Below are 23,797 nucleotides of genomic sequence, written 5' to 3' on the forward strand. Positions count from 1 at the left end.
AACATCGACCCGTCAAGATCGGCGGGACGGTGATCGTGCTCGGAATCGAGGGCTGGAAACCCGAGTGGCATCACGATGCCGAAGCCCTCGCCGCCACCCATCGACACTCGTTCGTGCGGCTCATCGGCCGCAGGCTGCGATCGAGCCACCTGATGTGGGACATCGCGCAGCGTGGCTGGTTCGCCGACGGCCCGGTGATCCTCGACTTCGGACTGAGTCGCGTCGAGATCACGCACCGTAAATTCGACGAGTGCGCGATCACCTTCGACCAGATCGACATGACGGTGCCCGTCGACTGGTACGAGCATTTCGACTGGCGATCCGACCCGCACGCCGCGCTGCGTAACGCCCGGGGCCGCCCGCTCCGCGCCGTCAACATCATCGAGCGGACCACGTCGGCCGACTGGCGGCCCCGGGTGCTGCACGCCGTGGAGTTCCTCTTCGACGGGGCACGGCTGGCCGTTTACAACGCGATGGACGAGAACGGCCTCACCGACGTCCCCGAGGCGGACCTGCCCGCGGTGCACTGGCGCCGCGTGCACGTCGCCTGACGGTCAGTCGCCCCCGCCGCCACCCCCGCCGCCGCTGTCGCCGCCACCCCCGCCGCCGCTGTCACCGCCGCCGCTCCACCAGCCGCCGCCGCTGTCGTTGCTGTCGCTCGACGGGGAATCGACATACGAGTTGTCACCACCGCTGCTGTGGTGATGGGTGTAGTGACGGCTGCGATGCGACGAGCCGCCATGGCCGGACCGGCCCTGCCGGTAGGCGGACCTGGTGTTGTGGCTGATCACCTTGACGACCAGCACCACGGCGAAGACCGCGATCAGCAGACCGAGGATCACCGGCACGAACAACAACGCTTCCATGGCAGCAGTGTGCGGTAGCCGCGCCACTACCGGGAGAGCGCTGCCACAGCCTCGTCCAGGGAGTCGGTCACCACGACCAGATGAGACTGGTCGCCATGGGGCGAACGGGCCAGCAGCGGCCCCAGCAGGTCCACCACCGGCAGTTTCGACCAGTGCTCGGTGCCGAGGAAGACGTAGGCCCCGGACGGGCCGTCGGTGGCGTAGAACGTCTTCGTCGCCGCCTGGAAGATCTCCTGAACCGTCCCGGCCCAGCCCGGCGCGAACACGATGCCACCCCGGGCCAGCCGCAGGATCGAATCCTCCCGGACGGCGTTGGAGAAGTACTTGCCGATCTGACCGGCGAACAGGTTGGCCGGCTCGTGCCCGTACAGCCAGGTGGGCAGTGCCAGACCGCCGTGCTGAAGCTGACCGGCGACGTCCAGATCCGGCAGCGGATAGATCTTGCGGACAGAGAGGGCCGCCGCCGTGTAGGGGTCGTGATCCATGAACTGCGGCGCCACCGACAGATGATCGACAGCGGTCGCCAGCTCCCGGTCGCTCCGCGAGGCGAAGTACGCCCCGAGGTTGGCCGCCTCCATCACCCCCGGACCGCCGCCGGTCACGATCAGGCGGCCCGCCCCGGCCAGCCGCTGCGCCAGCGAGGCCGCCATCCGGTACGCCGCGGAACCCCGGGGCGCCGCGTGGCCACCCATGATCCCGATCGCGCCGCCGGTCCCGTGCACATGCGCCCACTCGTTGAGCGCCTTGCCCAGCGCGTTGTCGATCCCGGCGTCGTGCAGCCGCTGGGACAGCGCCTCCCGGATGTCCGGCACTGCGCCGCCGTGCGCCACGAAATGCTCGTAGACCACGGTGTCGAACATGCCGGCGAAACCGTGCTCGGCGAACCCGGCCGCCAGATCGTCCGGCGTGTAGAGCAGCGCCGGATGGGTCGGGTAGGGCCGCTCGTCGAACGGCGGGATGATGTGCGCCCCGCGCCGGATCAGGTCGGCCTCCACCTCCGGCCCGGCCAGGTGACAGCCGACGAACAGGGTGTCCCGCACGTCCACTCCGGACAACTCGGGCGGATCCCGGTCCAGGCGCAGGCCCAGGACGCAGAGCCCGGCCAGGGTGTTCTTGGCCAGGTGCACGTCCAGTTCGGCTCGGGTCTCGATCTCTTCGGCGGTCGCGTCGAACGGCGCGTCCCCGCCCAGGACTGGTTGCAGCGGATCGGGCATGCCGTCCATCTTGCGCCCACCGCGCACCTCGTTGACGGACTACCTAAGGTTGTTCCATGCGTGCTGCGTCGGGTTCACTTTTCGGGCTGGCCTACGGGGACTCACTCGGCAAACCGACCGAGTTCCAGGACTATCCGGCGATCGTGGCGCGATACGGGCCAGGCGGCCCGCGGGTGCTGGTCGGCGAGCCGGCCCTGGTGACCGACGACACACAGATGGCCCTCGCGGTCGGTGAGGCCCTGCTCGAGGCCGGCCCGCACCTCACCCCGGACGCGTTCGAGCCCGTGCTGCGGCGGCGCTTCCTGGAGTGGGCGGCCAGCCCGGAGAACGACCGCGCCCCCGGCATGACCTGCCTGCGCGCCTGCGGCAACCTGGCCGACGGCCGGCCCTGGGTGCAGGCCACCCAGGCCGACTCGAAAGGCTGCGGCGCCAACATGCGGGTCACCCCGGTCGGCCTGGTGCCCGGCCTCACCGAGGACCAGCGGGCCGGCGCCGCGCAGCTGCAGGCCGCCCTCACCCACGGGCATCCGACCGGTCTCGCCGCCAGCGAACTCACCGCCTGGGCCGTGTTCTGGCTCCGCGACGGCCTCGCGCCGCGGGACCTGCTCGCGGCGCTCCGGGACCGCTGCGCCGAACAGCGCAAGATCTACCGCGGCGACTGGCTGGGCGAGCTGTGGCAGCGCCCGACGGTGTCCGGACCGGAAGACTTCATCGCGCGCGGCTGGGACGAGTGCGCCGCCGCCCTGGACCGGGTCGCGACAGCCCTGGCTGTCGGCCGATTCGACGGTGACCCCTGCCTCGCCACCGGCGCCGGCTGGATCGCCGAGGAGGCGCTGGCCACCGCCCTCTACGTCTATCTGATCTCCCCGGACGAGCCGGTCACGGTCGTCGCCCGCGGCGCCGCCTCCTCCGGCGACTCCGACTCCATCGCCTGCCTGGCGGGCGCGTTCGCGGGCGCGTCACTCGGCCTGGCGGCCTGGCCGGCCGACTGGCAGACCCAGATCGAATACGCGGACCGGCTCTTCCGCCTCGGCGCCGCTTGGGACTGATCCGGTACGGGCCACGCACGGTCCCGTGCCTTCCCTCCCGCCCGCCCTCGGCTTCCGGTCACCCCTCGGCTGGTTCGCGGGGCTGTCTCCGCCCGTCCGAGACAGCCCTCAGGACCAGCCGGATGAGCCGGTGGCGGCCCGTGGCCGTGTACCGGCGGCTGACCGTGTACTGGTGGGTGGCCGTGTACCGGCGGCTGGCCGTGTACTGGTGGGTGGCCGTGTACCGGCGGGTGGCCGTGCACCGGCGGCTGGCCGTGTGATGCCGGGTTGGCGTGGGCCGTCGAGGCATGTTTGCCGCGCTCGGCGAGCAGGGCAACACCGTCGCCGGAAAGAACGATCGGTCCTGCGTAATCAACCTCGACCGGGTCGGCTTCCTTGGGCCGGCGGCGATTCGGTGGCTTCACGGGAGGGCGGAGAGTCCTGTTCCCGTCTCCCTCCGTGAGTGCTTGTGCGTCCGCGAGGGTTCGTGTGACCGGGAGTGCTCGTGCGAGTGCTCGTGAGTCCGCAAGTTCCGACAGGATGTAAGCGCACCCCTGCCGATCTTGAGCTGACCACCGGGATCTTGTGTGATCCGCACCGATTGCTCCCGCTCAAGATCGGTAAGGCTGGCGATCTTGGTCGGGAGGCACCGGGATTCCGGAGTCGAACGCACACGGATGAGCCGATTCGCGACCTTGGGTGCTCGGCTCCGGTGCCAGGTTCACAAGATCCGGCGCAGATCCGCCGCCTCCGAAGCGTGGGGTCCTGCCGGGCGCCTGCCCAGAGGACTGACGGGGCTCAGGGCAGGGGCGGTCGCCGGGAGGCATTCCGAGTGCGTGCCGGGACGACCACCTCAGCGCGGGGGCCGGTCCGGGGGGATTGGCCAGAAGGCCGACGGGCTTCGTGACCGTGGCAGTCGGCGGGGAGTCATCCGGGTGCGCGCTGGGACGACTCCGTGGAACGGAGGGTTGAGGCGTTGTTCATGTGGCGAAACGCCGTCAAGGCGGAATGAACGACGGCGGGCCGGGTTGAATGAGGGCATGCAGAACCTCCTTCCCGAGCCGCCGGCCACCCGACTGCCCGCTGACGCCGAGGCCGACAAGGCTCTCGCCGAGGCCGCCGCTACGGGCACCGACCAGGCGTTCAAGGCGGTCGCCGCCCGGTACCCCGCCTACAGCGCCGCATGGGCGCCGCTGGCGGCCGCCGCCCTGGAGGCCGGTGAGCCGGTCACCGCTTACGCCTACGCCCGCACCGGATACCACCGTGGCCTGGACGCCCTTCGCCGCAACGGCTGGAAGGGCCACGGGCCGGTTCCCTGGGCGCACGAGGCCAACCAGGGCTTCCTGCGCTGCCTGCACGTGCTCTCGCAGGCCGCCGCGGCGATCGGCGAGGCCGACGAGGCGGCCCGCTGTGCCCAGTTCCTGCGGGACAGCGACCCGGCCGCCGCTGACGCCCTGACCTGACCTGCCGTCCGCGCGGCGTGGCCGATCCCGGCGGCGTCGCGCTGATGATTCCGGCAGGAGACCGCTGCGGCCTCCTGCCGGAACGCTACAGACCTTCGGCGACCGAGGCGGCGATCTTGAGCCAGGCCTCTTTCGTCTTGTTGGAGAGTTCGCCGTAACGGATCGGTTCGCCCGAGTCGAGCAGGCGCTCGTACGGGGCGACCAGCACCGCCCGGGTCCGGGCCCGGAAGTGCTGCTCGATCCACTGCAGGTCGATGTCCTTGCGGGTCGGTGGCATCGTGACGATCGTCACTGCCTGGCGTACCAGTCGCCGCCGGCCGCTCTGCTCCAGGTGGTCGAGAGCGCGGGCGGCGGGTTCGGCCGAGTCGTTTCGCGCCGACATGGTGATCACCAGCTGGTCGGTGGCGTCCATCGCGGCCTGCCAGTTCTCCGCGCGGACGTTGTTGCCGGTGTCCACGAAGATCAGCTTGTAGAACCGGCTCACCACGTCCCGGATCTCCGCGAACGCGTCCGAGGTCAGCATCTCGCCTGCCGTCGCCGACTCGTCCGAGGCGAGGACGTCGAACATGCCCTCGCCCTGGGAGCGGACGTACTGGGACAGGTCGCCGACACGACCCTGCGCACCCTGGAAGAGATGTAGGTCACGCATCATGTCGCGGACCGTCCGGGCGTGGAAGTCCTGCTGGGCACGCATGCCCAGGGTGCCCTGGGTCTCGTTGTTGTCCCAGGCCAGGACGTACCCCCCGCGCTTCTGCCCGAAGGTCATCGCGAGCAGCAGCACGGCGACCGTCTTGCCGGCGCCGCCCTTGGGGTTGACCACTGTCACCTGCCGCAGACCGCCGAAGTTCCGGCGGACCGTCTCGACGTCCTTCTTGTACTCCAGCTCGTCCTGCCCGGGAGCCAGGTTGAGCAGGCCGAACGTGGTCTTCCGGAGCATCGCCCGGGTGCCCATGGTGGCGCTCTGCTGGGACGGACGGGCCAGCCGGCGGCGGGCGAACTCCTCCGCCGTCGGGGTCGCGTCCGCGAGCATGTTCAGCTCCTGGAACGGGTCGACCTCCGCCTGAGGCGCCGGCGGGAACGGCTGCGGGCCGGGCTGGTTCGGTTGCGGGCCGGGCTGGTTCGGTGGCGCGGGGAAATCCCAGGGTGTCTGCTGCTGGAGGTCCGGCCCGTTCGGGTCGTCGTGCGCCGGCCGGGGCGGTGGGGTAGGCATCGGACCGGGCACCGGAATCGGCACGTTGTGCTGGGCGTGGGGCGGCCCGGGCGGGAACGGTGCCGGACCCGGCTGAGGCGCCGGGCCCGGGTGGAACGGCGGAGGCCCGGGCTGGGGCGCGGGTCCCGGCTGCGGCGGGCGGACCGCCATGCCCTCGTTCGGTCCCGGAGAGTAGAGGGGACCCGGCGCGGGCGACAGCGGCTGGACGATGCCGTGCCGGACGTCGGTCGGCGGCGGGCTTGGCGCGGGAGGAACCGGCAACGGACCGGGTACCGGAGGAACCAGCGACGGACCGGGCACGGGCGGAACCGGCGGCGGGCCCGGCACGGGAGAAACCAGCGACGGACCGGGCACGGGCGGAACCGGCGGCGGGCCCGGCACGGGGGTAACCAGCGACGGACCCGGCACGGCGGGAGCCGGCGGCTGGTTCGGCGCGGGTGGGGTGGAGTGCCGGCGCGGCTGCGGCGGCGGCACGAACGGCTGCGCCCATGGTGAACCCACCGGAAGGTCGGCCCGCGGCGACGGTGGAGGCGGTGAGATCGGATCGGCCGGCGGCCGCGGGGCGGGCACGTGCACGCCCGGTGGCAGGGACGGATCCACTGCCGGCCGGTACACCCCCGGCTCGACCTCGACCATCTGCGGCGACGGGCCCGGAGCGACCGGCGGCACAGGCCCCGGTGTCTCGGGCTCGTCCGCCCAGAACGGCTCCACTTCCCGGACCGAGGGTTCGGCCCCGGGAACGCGGCCGCGGTCGGCGTGCTCCTCCTCCACGGATGAACCTCCCCGTAACCAGGCAATCTTGGCGAGCCCGTCCAGGGTGACACAGGTTCCGCCCGGGCGGTAAACCTGTGACGTCAGCCCGCGTAGACCGCCCAGGCCCCCGCCTCGGTCCACCAGGACCGCTTCCGGCTCGTCGATCCTGCCACCCCGTCGTCGAGGAACTGCAGTTCCCCTTCGCGCGGCAGGACGGAGACGGCTCGTCCGCGGGCCCGGCGTACCTCCACCCGTACCCTCGGGCTCTTGAAACGCTGTTTGACGACGACCGGAACCGCGACGGAGACCTCGACCCGGCCGTCCGTGGGGTCGCCGTCGGCGAGCAGCCGCAGGCCGTCGAACTCGGCGTAGCCCCCGGCGTTGCCGATCGCGCAGGCCAGCACCGGCTCCTCGCCGTCGGTCAGGACGGTGTCGTCGACCTCGACCCGGCCGCGCCACGGAACCGCCCGGCCGTCGTCGTCGGCGCCACCGAGCAGCGCGCCGTCCAGCGTCACCGAGCCGCCGTCGTTGCGCAGCAGGTCGAGCCGGCGGACCGTGCCGGTCATGACCGCGGCGGCCACGTCGGCCGGGGTGCGCGGCAGGCCCAGCTGAGCGGCCAGGTCCTCGCGGTTCCCGGGGTCGAGCGGCAGGATCGCGAGGGGCGGAAGATCCGGGACGGTACGGCTGGGGGCGAGGTCGCCGGGCCGCTTGCTGGGCGGCGGGGCGTAGCGGCGGACCAGGCGGCGTACGACGGCACGCAGCTGGCCGTCGGTGGCGGTGGCCACCACCAGGCGCACCTTGCTGTCGAGGTCCGGCCAGGTCAGGCCGTCCGGCCGGGCCGGGCCGTCGAGGCGGGCCAGCGCCTCGTCGATCTCGGCGTCCGAGCCGGCCAGGACGGTCTCGACCAGGGCGCCGGCCTCGCGGAGCGCGTCCGCGCAGGCCAGCACCGGGGTCCGCGGGGTGGCGCAGGCGGACTGGCAGCCGCCGCACCCGGACCCGCAGCCGTCACCCGAGCCCTCGGCGAGGCTGAGGAGGATGACGTCGTACATCAGACGCCGCCGAGCACCGAGTGCCGCTCGATGACGGCCTCCCGGCCGGGGCCGACGCCGACGATGGAGATCCGGGCGCCGATCCGGGCCTCGACGAACTCGACGAAGTCCTGCGCCTGCTGGGGCAGCTCCTCGAACTTGCGGCAGCCGGAGATGTCCTGCTTCCAGCCGGGGAGGGTCTCGTAGACCGGGGTGGCGTGGTGGAAGTCGGTCTGGTTGACCGGCATCTCGTCGTAGCGGACGCCGTTCACCTCGTACGCCACACAGACGGGGATCTCGTCGAGGCCGTCGTAGTTGTCCAGCTTGGTCATCGCGAAGTCGGTGACGCCGTTGATGCGCTGCGCGTAGCGGCCGATCACCAGGTCGAGCCAGCCGATGCGGCGCGGGCGGCCGGTGGTCGTGCCGTACTCGTGGCCGACCTCACGCAGGTAGTCGCCGAACCTGTCGTGCAGCTCGGTCGGGAACGGGCCCTCGCCGACCCGGGTGGTGAACGCCTTCAGCACGGCGACGACGCGGTCGATCCGGGTCGGCGGGATGCCGGAGCCGGTGCAGGCGCCGCCGGACGTCGCGTTCGAGCTGGTCACGAACGGATAGGTGCCGTGGTCCACGTCGAGCAGGGTGGCCTGGCCGGCCTCGCACAGCACGACCTTGCCGGCGTCGATGGCCTGGGACAGCTCCAGGGCGGTGTCGGCCACGTACGGCCGGAGCCGGTCGACGTAGGACAGCAGCTCCTGCACGACCTCCTCGCCCTTGACCGCGCTGCGGTTGTAGATCTTCGACAGCACCTGGTTCTTCATGGCAAGGGCGGCGGTCACCTTCTGCCGCAGGATCGACTCGTCGAAGAGGTCCTGGACCCGGATGCCCATCCGGTTCATCTTGTCGGCGTAGGTCGGGCCGATGCCGCGGCCGGTGGTGCCGATCCGGCGGGCGCCGAGGAACCGCTCGCTGACCTTGTCGAGGGTGCGGTTGTACGAGGCGATGACATGCGCGTTGGCGCTGATCCGCAGGCGGGACGTGTCGATGCCGCGGGCCTCCAGGCCGTCGATCTCCTGGAACAGCACGTTCAGGTCGACGACGACGCCGTTGCCGATGACCGGCACGACACCCGGGGACAGGATCCCACTCGGGAGGAGGTGGAGCGCGTATTTCTCGCCGTCGATGACGACGGTGTGGCCCGCGTTGTTGCCACCGTTGAACTTGACCACGTAGTCCAGCCGGTCGCCCAGCAGGTCCGTCGCCTTACCCTTGCCCTCGTCGCCCCACTGGGCGCCGACCAACACGATCACCGGCACTTTTAGATATGCCTTTCCCCAAGGTGTACCTGGAGGAGCCCGGGTACTGCCGAAGTTTACGCGACGGCCACGCAGGTAGGATGGGCCGTCGTGCGCGTACTTCTGATCGGCTCCGGTGGGCGCGAGCACGCGCTTGCCGTCGGCCTCTCCGCCGACCCATCCGTCGACTTCCTGGCCTGCGCGCCGGGTAACCCGGGCATCGCCCAGCTCGCCGAGTTGCACGAAGTCAAAGCCACCGACCCGGCCGCGGTCGCCGCGCTCGCCGTCGAGTTGCGCGCCGACCTGGTCGTGATCGGCCCGGAGGCCCCGCTGGTCGCGGGCGTCGCCGACGCGGTGCGGGCCAAGGGCATCGCCTGCTTCGGCCCGTCCGCCGCGGCCGCGCGGCTGGAGGGCTCGAAGGCGTTCGCCAACGAGGTGATGGCCGCCGCCGGGGTGCCGACCGCCCGCTCCTTCGCCTGCTCCGACATGACCGCCGTCCGGGCCGCGCTCGACGAGCTGGGCACGCCGTACGTGGTGAAGAACGACGGCCTGGCCGCCGGCAAGGGCGTGGTCGTGACGAACGACCTCGAGGAGGCCCTGATCCACGCCGAGGCGTGCGGCCAGGTCGTCATCGAGGAGTTCCTGCCCGGCCCCGAGGTGTCGCTGTTCGTGGTCACCGACGGCACCGCGGTCGCCCCGCTGATGCCGGCGCAGGACTTCAAGCGGCTGCTCGACGGCGACGAGGGCCCGAACACCGGCGGCATGGGCGCGTACGCCCCGCTGGACTGGGCGCCGGCCGACCTGACCGAGCGGGTGCTGCGGGAGACCGTCGAGCCGACCCTTGCCGAGATGCGCAAGCGGGGTACGCCGTTCGCCGGCCTGCTCTACGTCGGCCTCGCCCTCACTCCCGGCGGGCCGAAGGTGATCGAGTTCAACGCCCGGTTCGGCGACCCGGAGACCCAGGTGGTGCTGGCCCTGCTGGAGTCGCCGCTGGCCGGGCTGCTCAACGCGGCCGCGACCGGCACGCTGGACCGGCACGAGCCGCTGCGGTGGAAGGACGGCGCGGCGATCACCGTCGTCGTGGCGAGCCACAACTACCCGGGGGTGCCGCGGACCGGTGACGTGATCGAGGGCGCCGAGGTGCCCGGGGTCATCCACGCCGGCACCGCGCGGAACGCGGACGGCGCGCTGGTCTCGGCCGGTGGCCGGGTGCTCAGTGTGACGGCCACGGGCGCGGATCTGGCGGCGGCCCGGGAGGCGGCGTACGCGCTGGTGTCGGGCGTGCGGCTGGAGGGCGCGCAGTACCGCACCGACATCGCGCTGAAGGCGCTCCGGGGCGAGATCACGGTCTGACGCCGAGGAGCTTGCCAGGTCCGGGCACTTCAGGTGCCCGGACCTTTTCGCATCACGCGGGCCGTGATCAGCCCTTGGGGATGTCGAACAGCTTGGGGATGCTGGTGGCGAGCGTGACGTCGCCCTTAGTCTTGATCTTGCCGGTCATGAAGAGCATCACCGGGTTGCCGGTGCCGCCGATGACCTTGAGGAAGGTGACCGCGTCCATGGTCATCGCCAGCTTCGGGTCGCGCTGCGGCGTGTTGGTGACGGTGCAGGTCTTGTTCTCGATGACCGTCTCGTAGGTGTCGGAGGAGCCCTCCGGGCCACCGGTGAGGATCCAGTGGATCACGGTCGCGGTGTCGCCGGCGCGGTCCGGGCGGAAGAGCGTGGGCATCCGGTTGAAGACCTCGTCGAGGATCTTCGAGCGCTTCTCCGAGGACATGATCTCGGCGATCTTCGCATCCGGCGTGGACTTGACGAGCTGAGTGAACTCCTTCGGGCCGATCGCCGAGAGCGACTCGGGGCTGAAATCAGTCATCAGTAGTCCTTTCGAAGTTCGCCGGTTTACTCGCCGGTAACTTTAGCGAGAATCCCGTTACTTCGTGCAGTCTCCCACCCCCAAATAAGTGTTGGACAGTCGACCCGGCCTGTTCATAGACTCCCCAGCATGTCTTTGGGAGATGACGCGCCGGGTGGGAGAGCCGCCTTGCGCGCGCTGGCGCATCCGGTCCGCCTGCGGATCATGGCCCTTCTCACCGGCGCGCCGCTGACCGCTGCGGAGATCGCCCGCGAGCTCGGCCTGACGCACGCCAACGCCAGCTATCACCTGCGCAATCTGCTGGCCGGCGGGCTGATCGTGGTGGCCGGGGAGGAGAAGATCCGCGGGGGCATGGCGAAGCGGTACCGCTACGACGCCCGATCCGACCCGGGCACGTTCACGCCCGATGAGAAACGCCTGCTCTATCCGGCCGCGGCCAACGAGCTGACCCGCCGGGCGGCCGAGGGCCACTGGGCGGGGACCGGCCTCCTGGGTGACGGCGAGTTCTGGGTCGACCCGGAGAGGTGGGAGGAGATCCGCGACCGGATCCGGGCCGCGCTGGGGGACCTGCACGAGGCGGCCCGGCCACCGCACACGCCGGGCACCACCCGTACCAGCACCACGATCGCGATGTTCGAGATGAGGACCCGGTGAGCAGCGGCGCCCTCGCCCCACTGCGGCACCGGAACTTCCGGCTGCTGCTGGCCGGTCGCACGGTCAACGCGCTGGGCAACGCCTTCGCGCCGATCGCGCTGTCGTTCGCGGTCCTGGACCTGACCGGGTCGGTGCGCGACCTCGGGCTGGTGGTCGGCGTGCGGACCCTCACCAACGTGCTGTTCCTGCTGTTCGGCGGGGTGCTGGCCGACCGGCTGCCGCGTTCCCTGGTGCTGGTCGGCGCGGGCCTCGCCGCAGCCGCGACCCAGGCCGCGGTGGCGGTGCTGGTGCTGACCGGGGCCGCGACCGTGCCGCTGCTGATCGCGGTCTCCGCGGTCAACGGGGTCGTCGCGGCGGTGGCGCTGCCGGCCACCGCCGCGATCGTGCCGCAGACGGTCCCCGAGGACATCCGCAAACAGGCGAACGGGCTCAACCGGATGTGCTCCAACGGCGCGATGATCGTCGGCGCGCCCCTCGGTGGAGTGGTGGTCGCGCTGGTCGGCCCCGGGTGGGGCATCGCCGCCGACGCCGCCTCGTTCGCGCTCTCGGCGTTCTTCTTCGCGTTCCTGCGGCTGCCGCCGGGCGAGGCGCGCCAGCGGTCCGGGGTGCTGGCGGAGCTGCGGGGCGGATGGGTCGAGTTCCGCTCCCGGACCTGGCTCTGGGTGGTGGTGGCCGGCGCCTGCGTCGGCAACGTCGCCTGGGCCGGGTCGGCCCACGTGCTCGGCCCGGTGGTCGCCGATCAGACGTTCGGCCGGCAGGCGTGGGGCCTGGTGCTGGCCGCCCAGACCGCCGGGATGCTGGTCGGCGCGGTGATCGCGATCCGGCTGCGGATCCGGCGCCTGCTGCTGTTCGGCTGTGTCTCGTGCAGCCTGGTCACGCTGCCGATGCTGGCCCTCGGGGTGTGGCCGAGCGTGCCGGTGCTGCTGGTCACCGGGTTCGTCGCGGGGATCGGGCTGGAGCAGTTCGGCATCGCCTGGGAGACGACGATGCAGGAGCACGTGCCGGCGGACAAGCTGGCGCGGGTCTACTCGTACGACATGCTCGGCTCGTTCCTGGCCATGCCGGTCGGCGAGGTGGCGGTCGGGCCGATCGCCGAGTCGGCGGGCCTGCGGCCGACCCTGATCGGGGCGGCCGTGCTGATGTTCCTGTCGGTGGCCGCCATGCTGATCAGCCGCGATGTCCGTACCCTGCGTCACCGGCTGCCGGAGGACGCCCCGGCGACCGTGAAAGAATCCTCGGCGTGACCATCCCGAACGTGCTCGCCGCCCGGTACGCCTCCGCCGATCTCGTCGCTCTCTGGTCCCCGGAGGAGAAGATCCGGATGGAGCGCCAGCTGTGGCTCGCGGTCCTGAAGGCTCAGCGTGATCTCGGCGTCGACGTGCCCGAGGGCGCCGTCGAGGCGTACGAGGCCGTCCTCGACCGGGTCGACCTGGCGTCCATCGCCGCCCGCGAGCGGATCACCCGGCACGACGTGAAGGCCCGCATCGAGGAGTTCAGCGAGCTGGCCGGCTTCGAGCAGATCCACAAGGGGATGACCTCCCGCGATCTCACCGAGAACGTCGAGCAGCTGCAGATCCGGGCCTCGCTCGAGCTGATCCGCGGCCGGGTGGTGGCCACCCTGGCCCGCCTCGCGGCGCTCGCCGTCGAGCACTCCGACCTGGTGATGACCGGCCGGTCGCACAACGTCGCGGCGCAGGCCACCACGCTGGGCAAGCGGTTCGCGTCGGCGGCCGAGGAGCTGCTGATCGCGTACGACCGCCTGGACGACCTGATCGGCCGGTACCCCCTGCGGGGCATCAAGGGCCCGGTCGGCACCGCAGCCGACCAGCTCGACCTCTTCGACGGCTCGTTCGAGAAGGCGGCGGACCTGGAGAAGAAGGTCGCCGAGCACCTCGGGTTCAAGCGGGTGCTGAACAGCGTCGGCCAGGTCTATCCCCGGTCGCTCGACTTCGACGTGGTCTCGGCGCTCGCCCAGATCGTCGCCGGGCCGTCGTCGCTGGCCACCACGATCCGCCTGATGGTCGGCCAGGAGCTGGTGACCGAGGGCTTCAAGGCGGGCCAGGTCGGCTCGTCGGCGATGCCGCACAAGATGAACACCCGGTCGTCGGAGCGGGTCAACGGTCTCGCGGTGATCGTCCGCGGCTACCTGTCGATGGTCGGCGAGCTGGCCGGCGACCAGTGGAACGAGGGTGACGTCTCCTGCTCGGTGGTGCGCCGGGTGGCCCTGCCGGACGCGTTCTTCGCCACCGACGGCCTGTTCCAGACGTTCCTGACGGTGCTGGACGAGTTCGGGGCGTACCCCGCGGTGATCGCCCGCGAGCTGGACCGCTTCCTGCCCTTCCTGACCACCACGAAGCTGCTGGTCGCGGCAGTGCGCAAGGGTGTCGGCCGGGAGGTCGCGCACGAGGTCATCAAGGAGCACGCGGTCGCCGTGGCGCTGGCCATGCGGGAGAAGGGCGCTGCGGTCAACGACCTCTTCGACCGCCTGGTGACGGACGGGCGGCTGCAGCTGTCCCGCGCCGAGATCGACGCGCTGGTCGCGGACCGGGCGGCTTTCGTGGGCGCGGCGCCGGCGCAGGTGCGTGCCGTGGCCGACCGGGTGGCCGAGATCGTCGCTCAGCACCCGTCGGCGGCGGCGTACGCACCCGCGCCGATCCTCTAGTTCTTTCCGCGTGTGGATTTCGGGCGCGCATAGCGCCCGAAATCCACACGCTGGTCCTCAGACGCCGGCGGTCGAGGTGATCCAGGCCCGGTTGTAGGCGACGCTGCCGTAGTACTGGTTGCTCCTGCCGTCCGCGGTCGACGCGACGCCCACCTGGGCGCCGTTGTAAACCTGCGGGCCGCCCGAGTCGCCGCGCCACGCGTTGCCGTTGATCCGGGTGCTCGCGATCGCCCGGCCGCCGTAGTAGTCGGTCGAGTTGGTCGAGGTGACCCGGACCGTGGCGGTCTTCAGCGTGGGCGACGCCCCGCAGCCGGAGTAGCAGGTCATGCCCCAGCCGTAGATGTTGTTGGTGGCCCCGACCGGCGGGTAGGCGCTGGACAGCGGCATGTACGTGGTGCTGACCGAGCTGCTGAGGCGCAGCAGCGCGAGGTCGTAGCGGGTGGCGGAGGAGGCGACGGTACGGGTGACCCCGCCCGAGGTGTGGTTGACGCTGCCGACCCGCACCGACATCGAGCTGCCCACGCAGTGCCGGGCGGTCAGCACGTAGTTCGCCGAGATGATCGTGCCGGAGCAGGTGAAGGCGCCGTTGGCGAAGATCGCGGCGGCCCACGGCGCGGAGGAGACGGTGCCACCCCCGATGATGTACGGGGTGACGTCGGGGTCCGCGGCCTGGGCGGTGGCGGGGGCGGCCAGGGCGGCGACCACGCCGGTGAGCGCGGCCAGGAGTCGTATGCGCACGTCGAGTTGTCCTTCCGGGGATGATCCATCGAGATCGACGAATGCAACCTAAATCGCCGTTCGGTCCCCGTCCAGAATCCAATCGATACATATCACTGTGTGATGTTCCCGCACGCCTGCTCAACGACCCTGCCGTCCGGCGGCGGAAACCGGCCCCCGGCTTCCCTGCGAGGTTCACCGGGTAGGCTTCGCCTGCTTACACCTATCAGTCAGGAGTGCCCGTGGCTCGCGTCGTGGTCGACGTCATGCTCAAGCCGGAGATCCTGGACCCGCAGGGTCAAGCGGTGGCGAATGCGCTGCCCCGGCTCGGCGTCACCGATGTCTCATCTGTTCGCATCGGCCGCCGGATCGAGATCGATTTCGCTGGAGAACCGGACCTGGACCGGGCTCGGGAGATCGCCGACAAGCTGCTCGCCAACCCGGTGATCGAGGACTTCGAGATCCGCGTCGAGGCCGCCTCGGCGGAGGTCGCCTGACCATGCGGATCGGTGTGGTCACCTTCCCGGGTTCGCTCGACGACGGGGACGCGGCCCGCGCCGCCCGTCTCGCCGGCGCCGAGGCCGTCCGCCTCTGGCACGGCGACCCCGACCTGCACGGAGTGGACGCCGTCGTCCTGCCCGGCGGGTTCTCCTACGGGGACTATCTGCGCTGCGGCGCCATCGCCCGGTTCGCGCCGGTGATGGAGTCCATCATCGATGCGGCACGCGGCGGCCTGCCCGTGCTCGGCATCTGCAACGGTTTCCAGGTCCTCTGCGAGGCGCACCTGCTGCCCGGCGCGCTGACCCGGAACCAGCACCTGCACTTCCGCAACCGGGACCAGTGGCTCAAGGTCGAGGCCACCAACACCGCCTGGACCAACGGCTTCACCGCCGGCCAGGAGATCCTGATCCCGGTGAAGAACGGTGAAGGCTGCTTCGTCGCCGACACCACGACGCTGGACGCGCTCGAGGCCGAGGGCCGGGTCATCGCCCGGTACATCAACGGCAACCCGAACGGCTCCCAGCGCGACATCGCCGGCATCACCAACGAGGCCGGCAACGTCGTCGGCATCATGCCGCACCCGGAACACGCCGTGGAGGCGCTGACCGGCCCGTCGCTGGACGGCCTCGGCTTCTTCACCTCCGTCCTGCGGGCCCTGGCCGGGTCCTCCGCGGGCGGTCAGCTCGCAGGGGGACAACAGTGACGACGCAGCAGAGCGGTTTCGCTGCGACCGACGTGCTCGTCAGCGGATCCGAAGGTCCCGACACCGTCGAGCAGGCCGAGAAGACGCCGGACGAGATCCAGCCCTACGGCGAGCTGGGTCTCAAGGACGACGAGTACGCCAAGATCCGCGAGATCCTCGGCCGGCGGCCCACCGCTTCCGAGCTCGCGATGTACTCGATCATGTGGAGTGAGCACTGCTCGTACAAGTCGAGCAAGGTGCACCTCAAGCAGTTCAGCGAGAAGGCGCCGCAGAACGTGCGGATGCTCGCCGGCATCGGTGAGAACGCCGGTGTGGTGCAGATCTCCGACACGATCGCGGTCACCTTCAAGGTCGAGTCGCACAACCACCCGAGCTACGTCGAGCCGTACCAGGGCGCGGCGACCGGCGTCGGCGGCATCGTCCGCGACATCCTGGCGATGGGCGCCCGGCCGATCGCGGTGATGGACCCGCTGCGGTTCGGCGCGGCCGACCACCCCGACACCGCCCGGGTGCTGCCCGGCGTCGTCGCGGGCATCGGCGGCTACGGCAACTGCCTGGGCCTGCCGAACATCGGCGGCGAGATCGTCTTCGACCCCTGCTACCAGGGCAACCCTCTGGTCAACGCGCTCAGCATCGGCGTCCTGCCGGTCGAGCGCCTGCAGAAGAAGGAAGCCACCGGCACCGGCAACATCGTGGTGCTGCTGGGCGCGCGGACCGGCCGGGACGGCATCGGCGGCGTCTCCGTGCTGGCGTCGGCCACCTTCGACGAGGAGGCCGAGCAGCGCCGCCCGTCGGTGCAGGTCGGCGACCCGTTCATGGAGAAGCTGCTGATCGAGAGCTGCCTCGAGCTGTACGACGCCGGCCTGGTCTCCGGCATCCAGGACCTCGGCGGCGCCGGCCTCACCTGCGCGCTCACCGAGACCGCTGCGGCGGCCGGCACCGGCATGCGGGTCTGGCTGGAGCGGGTCCCGCTGCGTGAGGCCTCGATGTCGCCCACCGAGATCCTGGCCAGCGAGTCCCAGGAGCGCATGCTCCTGATCGTCACCCCGGAGAACCTGGACGCGGTCCTCAAGGTCGCCGAGAAGTGGGGCGTCTGGGCCACCGCGATCGGCGAGGTCACCGCGGCCTCCGCCGACGGCACCCCGGGCCGCCTGCACATCACCTGGAACGACCACGTCGTCGTGGACGTGCCGCCGGGTTCGCTCGCCGACGACGGCCCGGTCTACAACCGGCCGTTCCGTGAGCCGAACGACGTGATGCTGCTGCAGGCCGACCGGGCCGAGACCCTGCCCCGGCCGAGCACCGGCGACGAGCTGCGGGCCACCCTGCTGCGGATGGCCGGCTCGCCGAACCTCTGCGACAAGACGTGGGTCACCGAGCAGTACGACCGGTACGTGCTCGGTAACACGGTCCTGGCCCAGCCGGAGGACTCCGGTGTGCTGCGCATCGACGAGGAGACCGGCCTCGGGGTGGCGCTGTCGGTGGACGGGAACGGGCGGTTCGCACGCCTCGACCCGTACGAGGGCGCCAAGCTCGCGCTTGCCGAGTCGTACCGGAACGTCGCCGTCACCGGCGCCGAGCCGATCGCGATCTCCGACTGCCTCAACTTCGGTTCCCCCGAGGACCCGACGGTGATGTGGCAGTTCTCCGAGGCCTGCCGTGGCCTCGCGGACGGCTGCCTGGAGCTCGGCACCCCGGTCACCGGCGGCAACGTCAGCTTCTACAACCAGACCGGCGCCGCCGCGATCCACCCGACCCCGGTGGTCGGCACGCTCGGCGTCTTCGACGATGTGGCCCGCCGCATCCCGATGGGCTTCCGCAAGCCCGGTGGCGACCTGCTGTTCCTGCTCGGCGAGACCCGCAACGAGCTGTCCGGCTCGGAGTGGGCCTGGGTGACGCACAACCACCTCGGTGGCCGCCCGCCCAAGGTCGACCTCGCCGCCGAGCGGGCGCTCGGCAAGGTGATGGCGCACGCCTCCAAGGCGGGTCTGGTCAGTGCCGCGCACGACCTGTCCGACGGTGGCCTGGCGCAGGTCCTGGTGGAGAGCACCCTGCGGTACGACGTCGGTGCCAAGGTGACCCTCCCGGCGGGTGGCGAGTCGGCGTTCGTCCAGCTGTTCAGCGAGTCGGCGGGCCGGGCCCTGGTCGCCGTGCCGCGTGGCCACGACAAGGCGTTCCTCGCCGTCGCGGCCGAGCACGGCGTGCCGGTCACCCCGCTCGGCGTCACGACCGAGGAGCAGGTGCTGGAGGTCGAGGGCCAGTTCTCGATCCCGCTGGGCGAGGTGCGCGAGGCGTGGTCGTCCACGCTGCCCCGTCTCTTCGGCAGCGCCGTCAGCCGCAACGCCGTCGTGGAAGAGGTCACCACGGCCGCGGCGCCGGCGACCGAGAAGGTCCGCTCGGTCACGCTGGAGCTGAGCCCGCAGGCGCCGGGCGGTCCGATCGACCCGCCCGCCAACGCCTGATCAACACCGCGAAACAGTTAAGGCCCCCGCATCAGCGGGGGCCTTAATCATGTGCGGGGTACGGCGTCAGTCGTTCCAGTCCCGGTTCTGCCGTCGCTGGTCGTACCCGCCGTGTTGTTGCTGCTGCTGGTCGTCCCAGCCGCCCTGCTGCGGGGGGTAGCCACCCTGCTGCTGCTGCGGGTAACCGCCCTGCTGGTCGTCCCAGCCACCCTGCTGCTGCTGGGGGTACCCGCCGCCGTGCTGGTCGTACCCGCCCTGCTGCTGGTAACCACCCTGGTCGTACCCGCCCTGGCCGCCGTAGCCGCCCTGCTGGTCGTACCCACCCTGGTCGTAACCGTTGCCGCCGTAGCCGGCGCCGTACCCGTTGTCCTGCTCGGGCTGGTACATGCCGGTGTGCTCGTCGTACCGCTGCTGCTGTTGCGGCTGCTCGGGCTGGTACATGTTGGTGTGCTCGTCGTAGCGCTGCTGGCCGCCGTCGCCGTAGCCACCCTGGGCCGCCCCGTAACCGCCGCCCTGCTGCCCGTACGGCTGCGTGGCGCCGCCGTAGTTGCCGCCGCCGGCCTCGTTGCCCCACTGGTTGGTCGCGCCACCGTAACCGCCGTTGGCGGGCAGTGGAGCGCCGTAGGGGTCCGGGAACTCGTCCTCGACCGGCACGGCCGGCCGGTGGATCATCGTGGGCGCGTCGGCGATGCTGCCACCGCCCATGCCGGCGGCCGGAGCGATCATGGTGGCGTCGTTGCCGCGGGGGCCGGCGCCGACCGGCGCGGCGACCCGGGTCGCGTCGAAGCCCGAGCCGGCCGGGGCGATCTTGCCGATGCCGGTGTCGCTGAGCTCCTCGGCCTTCTTGCGCCGCATCCAGACCAGCACCATCGCGCCGATGCCGGCCGCGACCAGCAGCGCGCCCATGATGATCAGCAGCCAGTTGGTGCCGTCGTCGTCGGCGGTGCTGGCGGTGTTGTTCGCGTCGATGGTGTCGGCCTTGTTGTCGCCTTCGTCACCGGCGGTCTCCTCGTCGATCGGCGCCGCGGATGTGGGCGCCGCGCTGGTCGTCGCGCTCGGGGAGGGCGTCGGCGAGGTGGTCTGCGCCACCACCTTCGCGATCGTGAGCGGGGCGTTCACGGAGTTGCCCGCGGTGCCCTGCACGGTTATCGAGGCGGCCTTGTAACCGTCCTTGGCGGCGGCGACCTTGATGCCGCCGGCCGCGATCGGCTGCGAGTCCGAGGAGGAGAACGAGAAGCTGCCGGAGCCGTTGGTGGTGGTGCTGTACCGGTGGCCCTGGCTGTCCTCCATGACGACCTGGACGTCGGAGACGCGGTCGCCGGAGTCGTCCTTGACCCGTCCGGACACCTGGCGCACGGTCTTCGGCGCCTCGGGGCCCTTGACGTTGATCGTCACGTTCTTCTCGTCGCGCTCGTTGCCCGCGGTCACCCGGACCGTGAACGTGACCTGCCGCTGCTGGCCGGCGTCGACGTTCGGCATCCGGAGCGTCGACTCGAACCCCTTGGTGTCGCCGTCGGCGACGTTGCCGCCACAGTCGCCCCGGCACGAGGCGCCGTTCACATCGACCTGGACGTTGGCGTCGGGGCCGGGCTGGCCTTCGTTCTCGTCACCATCCGAGCCTGCGGGGTTACTAACCGTGTACGAGACGGTTAGAGTGGACCCGGACTCGGCTTCGTTGGGCGCGTTGATCTGCACAGTTGGGGGGTCTGCCAGAGCAGCCGTCTGTGTACCGGCCACCACGCCGGCGACCAGCGCCAGGAACGCACCGGCCTGGGCCGTCCGGGCTCGTAGGTGCGTCGTCACGTCCACCGCCTTCCGGTCGCGCGGTCCCCGGATTCTTTGATGTCCGGCGGATCCCACGACGTGTACACCGTCGGCAACTATGCCTTGTCATACGTCACTTGCGCGACCCAGGGCGGGGTCCCGTTACCGGGGAGTCGGGTCGTATCGTCCCGACATGTCCTCTGCGCACAATAATTCCGAGTCGGTTCATGACGCGCTGGACGCGCTGGACCGGGGTGCCGAGCCGGACCGCCCGGTGCTCCGTGATGCCGTGCGAGCACTGCTGACCGAGTTGTCCCGCCGGGCGCCTGGCCGATCGGTGGAGGTGCGTATTCCACCTTTCGGTGCGATTCAGTGCGTCGCCGGTCCGCGGCACACCCGCGGCACACCGCCCAATGTGGTCGAAACGGATCCGATGACGTGGCTGCTCGTGGCCTCCGGCCGTCTGCCCTGGCACCAGGCGGTCCAGGACGGCCGGGTCCGGGCCAGCGGAATCCGTACCGACATCTCCGAGTACCTGCCGCTGATCGACTCCTGAGCCCGGGTGGGGTTCCCGCAGGCTCGCGTACACTGGTCGGTCGGACGGACCAGCGAGTTCAGGTTCGTGCAGACCCGACATGAGGGAGCGAGCAGGTGCCCCGAGGCGACGGCCGTTTGACCGACGATCTCGACCCCCAGGAACGCGGCCCCCAGGACGCCTGTGGCGTCTTCGGCGTCTGGGCCCCCGAGGAAGAGGTCGCCAAACTCACCTACTTCGGCCTCTACGCATTGCAGCACCGTGGCCAGGAGGCCGCCGGCATCGCTGTCAGTGACGGGTCCGGCGTGGTGGTCTACAAGGACATCGGCCTGGTCTCCCAGGTGTTCGACGAGCCGACGCTGGCCAGCCTGCGCGGCCACCTGGCGATCGGCCACGCGAGGTATTCCACGACCGGCGGCTCCAACTGGGAGAACGCCCAGCCCACGATCCGGGCCACCCCGGCCGGCACCACCATCGCCCTGGCCCACAACGGCAACCTGGTCAACACCGCCGAGCTGGCCAAGGAGGTCGCCGACCGCGGCCTCGAGGTGGGCGACTCCACCTCCGACACCGCCCTGGTCACCACGCTGCTGGCGGGCCGCCCCGACCTCTCGGTGGAGGCCGCCGCGCTCGAGCTGCTGCCGACCCTGCGCGGCGCCTTCAGCTTCGTCTTCATGGACGAGCACACCCTCTACGCCGCCCGTGACCCGCAGGGCGTGCGCCCGCTGGTGCTCGGCCGGATGGAGCGGGGCTGGGTGGTCGCCAGCGAGACCGCCGCCCTGGACATCACCGGCGCCAGCTTCGTGCGTGAGGTCGAGCCGGGCGAGATCATCGCGATCGACGAGCACGGCCTGCGGTCCAGCCGGTTCGCCGCGCCCGAGCCCAAGGGCTGCCTCTTCGAGTACGTGTACTTGGCCCGCCCGGACACCACGATCGCCGGCCGCAACATCTACTCGGCCCGCGTCGAGGTCGGCCGCAAGCTGGCCAAGGAGCACCCGGTCGAGGCGGACCTGGTGATCGGCGTGCCGGAGTCCGGCATCCCGGCCGCCATCGGTTACGCCGAGGCCTCCGGTATCCCGTACAGCGCCGGTTTCATGAAGAACGCCTACGTCGGCCGGACCTTCATCCAGCCGTCGCAGACGATCCGCCAGCTCGGCATCCGGCTCAAGCTGAACCCGCTGCGCGAGGTGGTCCGCGGCAAGCGGATCGTCGTGATCGACGACTCGATCGTGCGCGGCAACACCCAGCGGGCCCAGATCCGGATGCTGCGGGAGGCCGGCGCGCTGGAGATCCACGTCCGGATCTCGTCGCCGCCGGTGAAGTGGCCGTGCTTCTACGGCATCGACTTCGCGACCCGGGCCGAGCTGATCGCCAACGGCCTGGAGATCGACGGCATCCGCCGGTCGATCGGCGCCGACAGCCTGGGCTACGTCTCGCTGGACAACCTGGTCCAGGCGACCGAGCAACCGAAGTCCCGGCTCTGCATGGCCTGCTTCGACGGGGAGTACCCGATCGAGCTGCCCACCAGTGACCTGATCGGCAAGCACGTCCTGGAGGGTGTCGGCCGGCGCGCCTCGATGCCGGGCGCCTCCTCCGACACGGCCACGGCCGCCGTCGCCGATCTCGAGACCGACTACGAGGCCCGCGAGCACGCGGGCGACGACCGCCCGGCATCGGAGCCGCTGGTGGCCAGCCCCGGTGGCGCGAACGCGCTGCACCACCCGTGACCTTCAGTTACACAGAACCGCTAAGGGGAGAACCGTGACGCACGTGTCCGAGCGCAGCAGTGCCGGATCCAACGGCGCCGAAGGAGCCGACCGCCAGCTGTGGACGGCCGGCTCCGGCCGCGGGCCGCGTAAGCGCTCGGCCACGTACGCTGCCGCGGGTGTCTCCATCGAAGCCGGCGACCGTGCCGTCGAGCTGCTCAAGCAGAAGGTGAAGAAGACCTCCCGGCCCGAGGTGATCGGTGACCTGGGTGGCTTCTCCGGCCTGTTCCGGCTGAACGCCGCGAAGTACAAGAGCCCGATCCTGGCCTCGTCCACCGACGGTGTGGGCACCAAGCTGGTCATCGCGCAGCAGCTCGACATCCACGACACGATCGGCATCGACCTGGTCGCGATGGTCGTCGACGACCTGGTGGCCTGTGGCGCCGAGCCGCTGTTCCTGCTCGACTACATCGCCTGCGGCGAGGTCGTCCCGGACAAGGTCGCCGAGATCGGCGCCGGGATCGCCGACGGCTGCCGGTACGCCGGCTGCGCCCTGCTCGGTGGCGAGACCGCCGAGCACCCCGGCGTTCTGCGCCCGGACGAGTACGACGTCTCCGCCACCGGCGTGGGCGTGGTCGAGGAGAGCGAGATCCTCGGCAAGGAGCGGGTCGAACTCGGCGACGCGGTCATCGCGATGCGTTCGTCCGGCCTGCACTCCAACGGTTACTCGCTGGTCCGGCACGTGCTGCTCGGCGCCGGCCGGATGCGCCTGGACACCGTGGTCGACGACTTCGGCACCCAGCGCACCCTCGGCGAGGAGCTGCTCACCCCCACCAAGATCTACGCCAAGGACTGCCTGGGCCTGATCGAGGAAACCGAGGTGCGGGCGTTCTCGCACGTCACCGGCGGTGGCATCCCCGGCAACCTGAACCGGGTCCTCCCGGACACCATGGACGCCGTGGTGGACCGGTCCACCTGGCGCCCGCAGCCGATCTTCGACCTGATCCAGGCCAAGGGCCGGATCGAGGACTCGGAGATGGAGGCCACCTTCAACATGGGTGTCGGCATGTTCGCCGTCGTCTCCTCCGACGACGCGGACCGTGCCATGGCGTACCTGACCGGCCGTGGTGTCGAGGCCTGGCAGGTCGGCGAGGTCGTCGAGGGCAGCGGCGAGGTCCAGATGATGGGCTCCTACACCCGCGGCTGAGAGTGACGGCGTCGACCGGAAAGTGATTCTGGTTCGGAATAGTCCGACGTGAAATGATCCGTGTGTGCTGATGTCCGGCACATGCGGATCTTTCGCATGCTTATTGGACCGCGAGGCTTAGGGTTTGTCGCGAAAGCCGGACGGGAGTGTGCATGACCA

The 23,797-nt window shown here is 71.0% G+C and carries 22 protein-coding genes; 14 read left to right on the forward strand and 8 right to left on the reverse strand.

Annotated elements, in window-relative coordinates; all coding sequences use genetic code 11:
* Positions 1 to 29: 29 nt before the first annotated feature.
* Complete coding sequence (locus ACZ3II_RS06350) at positions 30 to 551, forward strand: hypothetical protein (RefSeq protein ID WP_465516520.1); 522 nt, start codon at positions 30 to 32, stop codon at positions 549 to 551.
* A 3-nt stretch (positions 552 to 554) separates the two neighbouring features.
* Here the strand turns inward: ACZ3II_RS06350 and ACZ3II_RS06355 are convergent, their stop codons facing one another.
* Both ACZ3II_RS06355 and ACZ3II_RS06360 read right to left on the reverse strand, forming a co-directional pair.
* Entirely contained in the window at positions 555 to 866 is a 312-nt protein-coding gene (locus tag ACZ3II_RS06355; RefSeq protein ID WP_465516521.1) for a hypothetical protein, read from the reverse strand.
* A 26-nt stretch (positions 867 to 892) separates the two neighbouring features.
* Entirely contained in the window at positions 893 to 2,080 is a 1,188-nt protein-coding gene (locus ACZ3II_RS06360; protein ID WP_465516522.1) for an LOG family protein, read from the reverse strand.
* A gap of 56 nt (positions 2,081 to 2,136) precedes the next feature.
* Here ACZ3II_RS06360 and ACZ3II_RS06365 point away from each other — a divergent pair, with 56 nt between their 5' ends.
* The 3 genes from ACZ3II_RS06365 (at position 2,137) to ACZ3II_RS06375 (ending at position 4,571) form a co-directional block, all read left to right on the forward strand.
* Complete coding sequence (locus tag ACZ3II_RS06365; RefSeq protein ID WP_465516523.1) at positions 2,137 to 3,129, forward strand: ADP-ribosylglycohydrolase family protein; 993 nt, start codon at positions 2,137 to 2,139, stop codon at positions 3,127 to 3,129.
* 122 nt (positions 3,130 to 3,251) lie between these two features.
* Entirely contained in the window at positions 3,252 to 3,389 is a 138-nt protein-coding gene (locus ACZ3II_RS06370; RefSeq protein ID WP_465516524.1) for a hypothetical protein, read from the forward strand.
* A gap of 759 nt (positions 3,390 to 4,148) precedes the next feature.
* A complete protein-coding gene (locus ACZ3II_RS06375) occupies positions 4,149 to 4,571 on the forward strand; it encodes a DUF3151 domain-containing protein (protein ID WP_465516525.1) in 423 nt (140 codons plus the stop codon).
* A gap of 85 nt (positions 4,572 to 4,656) precedes the next feature.
* Here the strand turns inward: ACZ3II_RS06375 and ACZ3II_RS06380 are convergent, their stop codons facing one another.
* The 3 genes from ACZ3II_RS06380 to ACZ3II_RS06390 form a co-directional block, all read right to left on the reverse strand.
* Entirely contained in the window at positions 4,657 to 6,552 is a 1,896-nt protein-coding gene (locus ACZ3II_RS06380; RefSeq protein WP_465516526.1) for a MinD/ParA family ATP-binding protein, read from the reverse strand.
* 83 nt (positions 6,553 to 6,635) lie between these two features.
* Positions 6,636 to 7,583: a diacylglycerol kinase family protein gene (locus ACZ3II_RS06385; protein ID WP_465516527.1), complete on the reverse strand. Its 948-nt coding sequence runs from the start codon at positions 7,581 to 7,583 to the stop codon at positions 6,636 to 6,638.
* Positions 7,583 to 8,875: an adenylosuccinate synthase gene (locus ACZ3II_RS06390; RefSeq protein ID WP_465516528.1), complete on the reverse strand. Its 1,293-nt coding sequence runs from the start codon at positions 8,873 to 8,875 to the stop codon at positions 7,583 to 7,585. Before ACZ3II_RS06390 ends, ACZ3II_RS06385 begins: the two co-directional genes overlap by 1 nt.
* A 90-nt stretch (positions 8,876 to 8,965) precedes the next feature.
* Here ACZ3II_RS06390 and purD point away from each other — a divergent pair, with 90 nt between their 5' ends.
* Positions 8,966 to 10,207, forward strand: a complete 1,242-nt coding sequence (purD, locus tag ACZ3II_RS06395; protein ID WP_465516529.1) for a phosphoribosylamine--glycine ligase — start codon at positions 8,966 to 8,968, stop codon at positions 10,205 to 10,207.
* A 67-nt stretch (positions 10,208 to 10,274) separates the two neighbouring features.
* Here the strand turns inward: purD and ACZ3II_RS06400 are convergent, their stop codons facing one another.
* Entirely contained in the window at positions 10,275 to 10,727 is a 453-nt protein-coding gene (locus ACZ3II_RS06400) for an SCP2 sterol-binding domain-containing protein (RefSeq protein ID WP_465516530.1), read from the reverse strand.
* Positions 10,728 to 10,856: 129 nt separating this feature from the next.
* Between ACZ3II_RS06400 and ACZ3II_RS06405 the strand changes: the two genes are divergently transcribed.
* The 3 genes from ACZ3II_RS06405 to purB are packed head-to-tail and all read left to right on the forward strand — an operon-like array spanning position 10,857 to position 14,043.
* Positions 10,857 to 11,381, forward strand: a complete 525-nt coding sequence (locus ACZ3II_RS06405; protein WP_465516531.1) for an ArsR/SmtB family transcription factor — start codon at positions 10,857 to 10,859, stop codon at positions 11,379 to 11,381.
* Complete coding sequence (locus ACZ3II_RS06410; RefSeq protein WP_465516532.1) at positions 11,378 to 12,625, forward strand: MFS transporter; 1,248 nt, start codon at positions 11,378 to 11,380, stop codon at positions 12,623 to 12,625. Before ACZ3II_RS06405 ends, ACZ3II_RS06410 begins: the two co-directional genes overlap by 4 nt.
* The gene (gene purB, locus ACZ3II_RS06415) at positions 12,622 to 14,043 is read left to right on the forward strand and encodes an adenylosuccinate lyase (RefSeq protein WP_465516533.1); all 1,422 of its coding nucleotides are present in this window, start codon (positions 12,622 to 12,624) and stop codon (positions 14,041 to 14,043) included. The genes ACZ3II_RS06410 and purB overlap by 4 nt, the downstream gene beginning before the upstream one ends.
* 57 nt (positions 14,044 to 14,100) lie before the next feature.
* Here the strand turns inward: purB and ACZ3II_RS06420 are convergent, their stop codons facing one another.
* Positions 14,101 to 14,781, reverse strand: a complete 681-nt coding sequence (locus tag ACZ3II_RS06420; protein ID WP_465516534.1) for a S1 family peptidase — start codon at positions 14,779 to 14,781, stop codon at positions 14,101 to 14,103.
* Between the two features lie 221 nt (positions 14,782 to 15,002).
* On the opposite strand from ACZ3II_RS06420, the gene purS reads away from it, so the two are divergent.
* Genes purS through purL form a run of 3 tightly spaced genes read left to right on the forward strand, consistent with a single transcriptional unit; the run spans position 15,003 to position 18,426 of the window.
* Positions 15,003 to 15,257, forward strand: a complete 255-nt coding sequence (purS, locus tag ACZ3II_RS06425; RefSeq protein WP_465516535.1) for a phosphoribosylformylglycinamidine synthase subunit PurS — start codon at positions 15,003 to 15,005, stop codon at positions 15,255 to 15,257.
* Complete coding sequence (purQ, locus tag ACZ3II_RS06430) at positions 15,254 to 15,964, forward strand: phosphoribosylformylglycinamidine synthase subunit PurQ (RefSeq protein WP_465516632.1); 711 nt, start codon at positions 15,254 to 15,256, stop codon at positions 15,962 to 15,964. Before purS ends, purQ begins: the two co-directional genes overlap by 4 nt.
* Positions 15,961 to 18,426: a phosphoribosylformylglycinamidine synthase subunit PurL gene (gene purL / locus ACZ3II_RS06435; RefSeq protein ID WP_465516536.1), complete on the forward strand. Its 2,466-nt coding sequence runs from the start codon at positions 15,961 to 15,963 to the stop codon at positions 18,424 to 18,426. The genes purQ and purL overlap by 4 nt, the downstream gene beginning before the upstream one ends.
* Before the next feature lie 66 nt (positions 18,427 to 18,492).
* On the opposite strand, the gene ACZ3II_RS06440 is transcribed toward purL, so the two are convergent.
* Positions 18,493 to 20,229, reverse strand: coding sequence for a carboxypeptidase regulatory-like domain-containing protein (locus ACZ3II_RS06440; RefSeq protein WP_465516537.1), 1,737 nt, complete (start codon positions 20,227 to 20,229; stop codon positions 18,493 to 18,495).
* Between the two features lie 154 nt (positions 20,230 to 20,383).
* Between ACZ3II_RS06440 and ACZ3II_RS06445 the strand changes: the two genes are divergently transcribed.
* The 3 genes from ACZ3II_RS06445 (at position 20,384) to purM (ending at position 23,638) form a co-directional block, all read left to right on the forward strand.
* Positions 20,384 to 20,746 (forward strand): sterol carrier family protein, encoded by a 363-nt coding sequence (locus ACZ3II_RS06445; protein ID WP_465516538.1) that lies wholly within the window; start codon positions 20,384 to 20,386, stop codon positions 20,744 to 20,746.
* 95 nt (positions 20,747 to 20,841) lie between these two features.
* On the forward strand, positions 20,842 to 22,452 hold the full coding sequence (gene purF, locus ACZ3II_RS06450; protein ID WP_465516539.1) for an amidophosphoribosyltransferase: 1,611 nt from the start codon (positions 20,842 to 20,844) through the stop codon (positions 22,450 to 22,452).
* Between the two features lie 34 nt (positions 22,453 to 22,486).
* Entirely contained in the window at positions 22,487 to 23,638 is a 1,152-nt protein-coding gene (gene purM / locus ACZ3II_RS06455) for a phosphoribosylformylglycinamidine cyclo-ligase (protein WP_465516540.1), read from the forward strand.
* Positions 23,639 to 23,797: the final 159 nt, after the last annotated feature.

The sequence above is a fragment of the Actinoplanes sp. NPDC019969 genome (assembly GCF_055562375.1).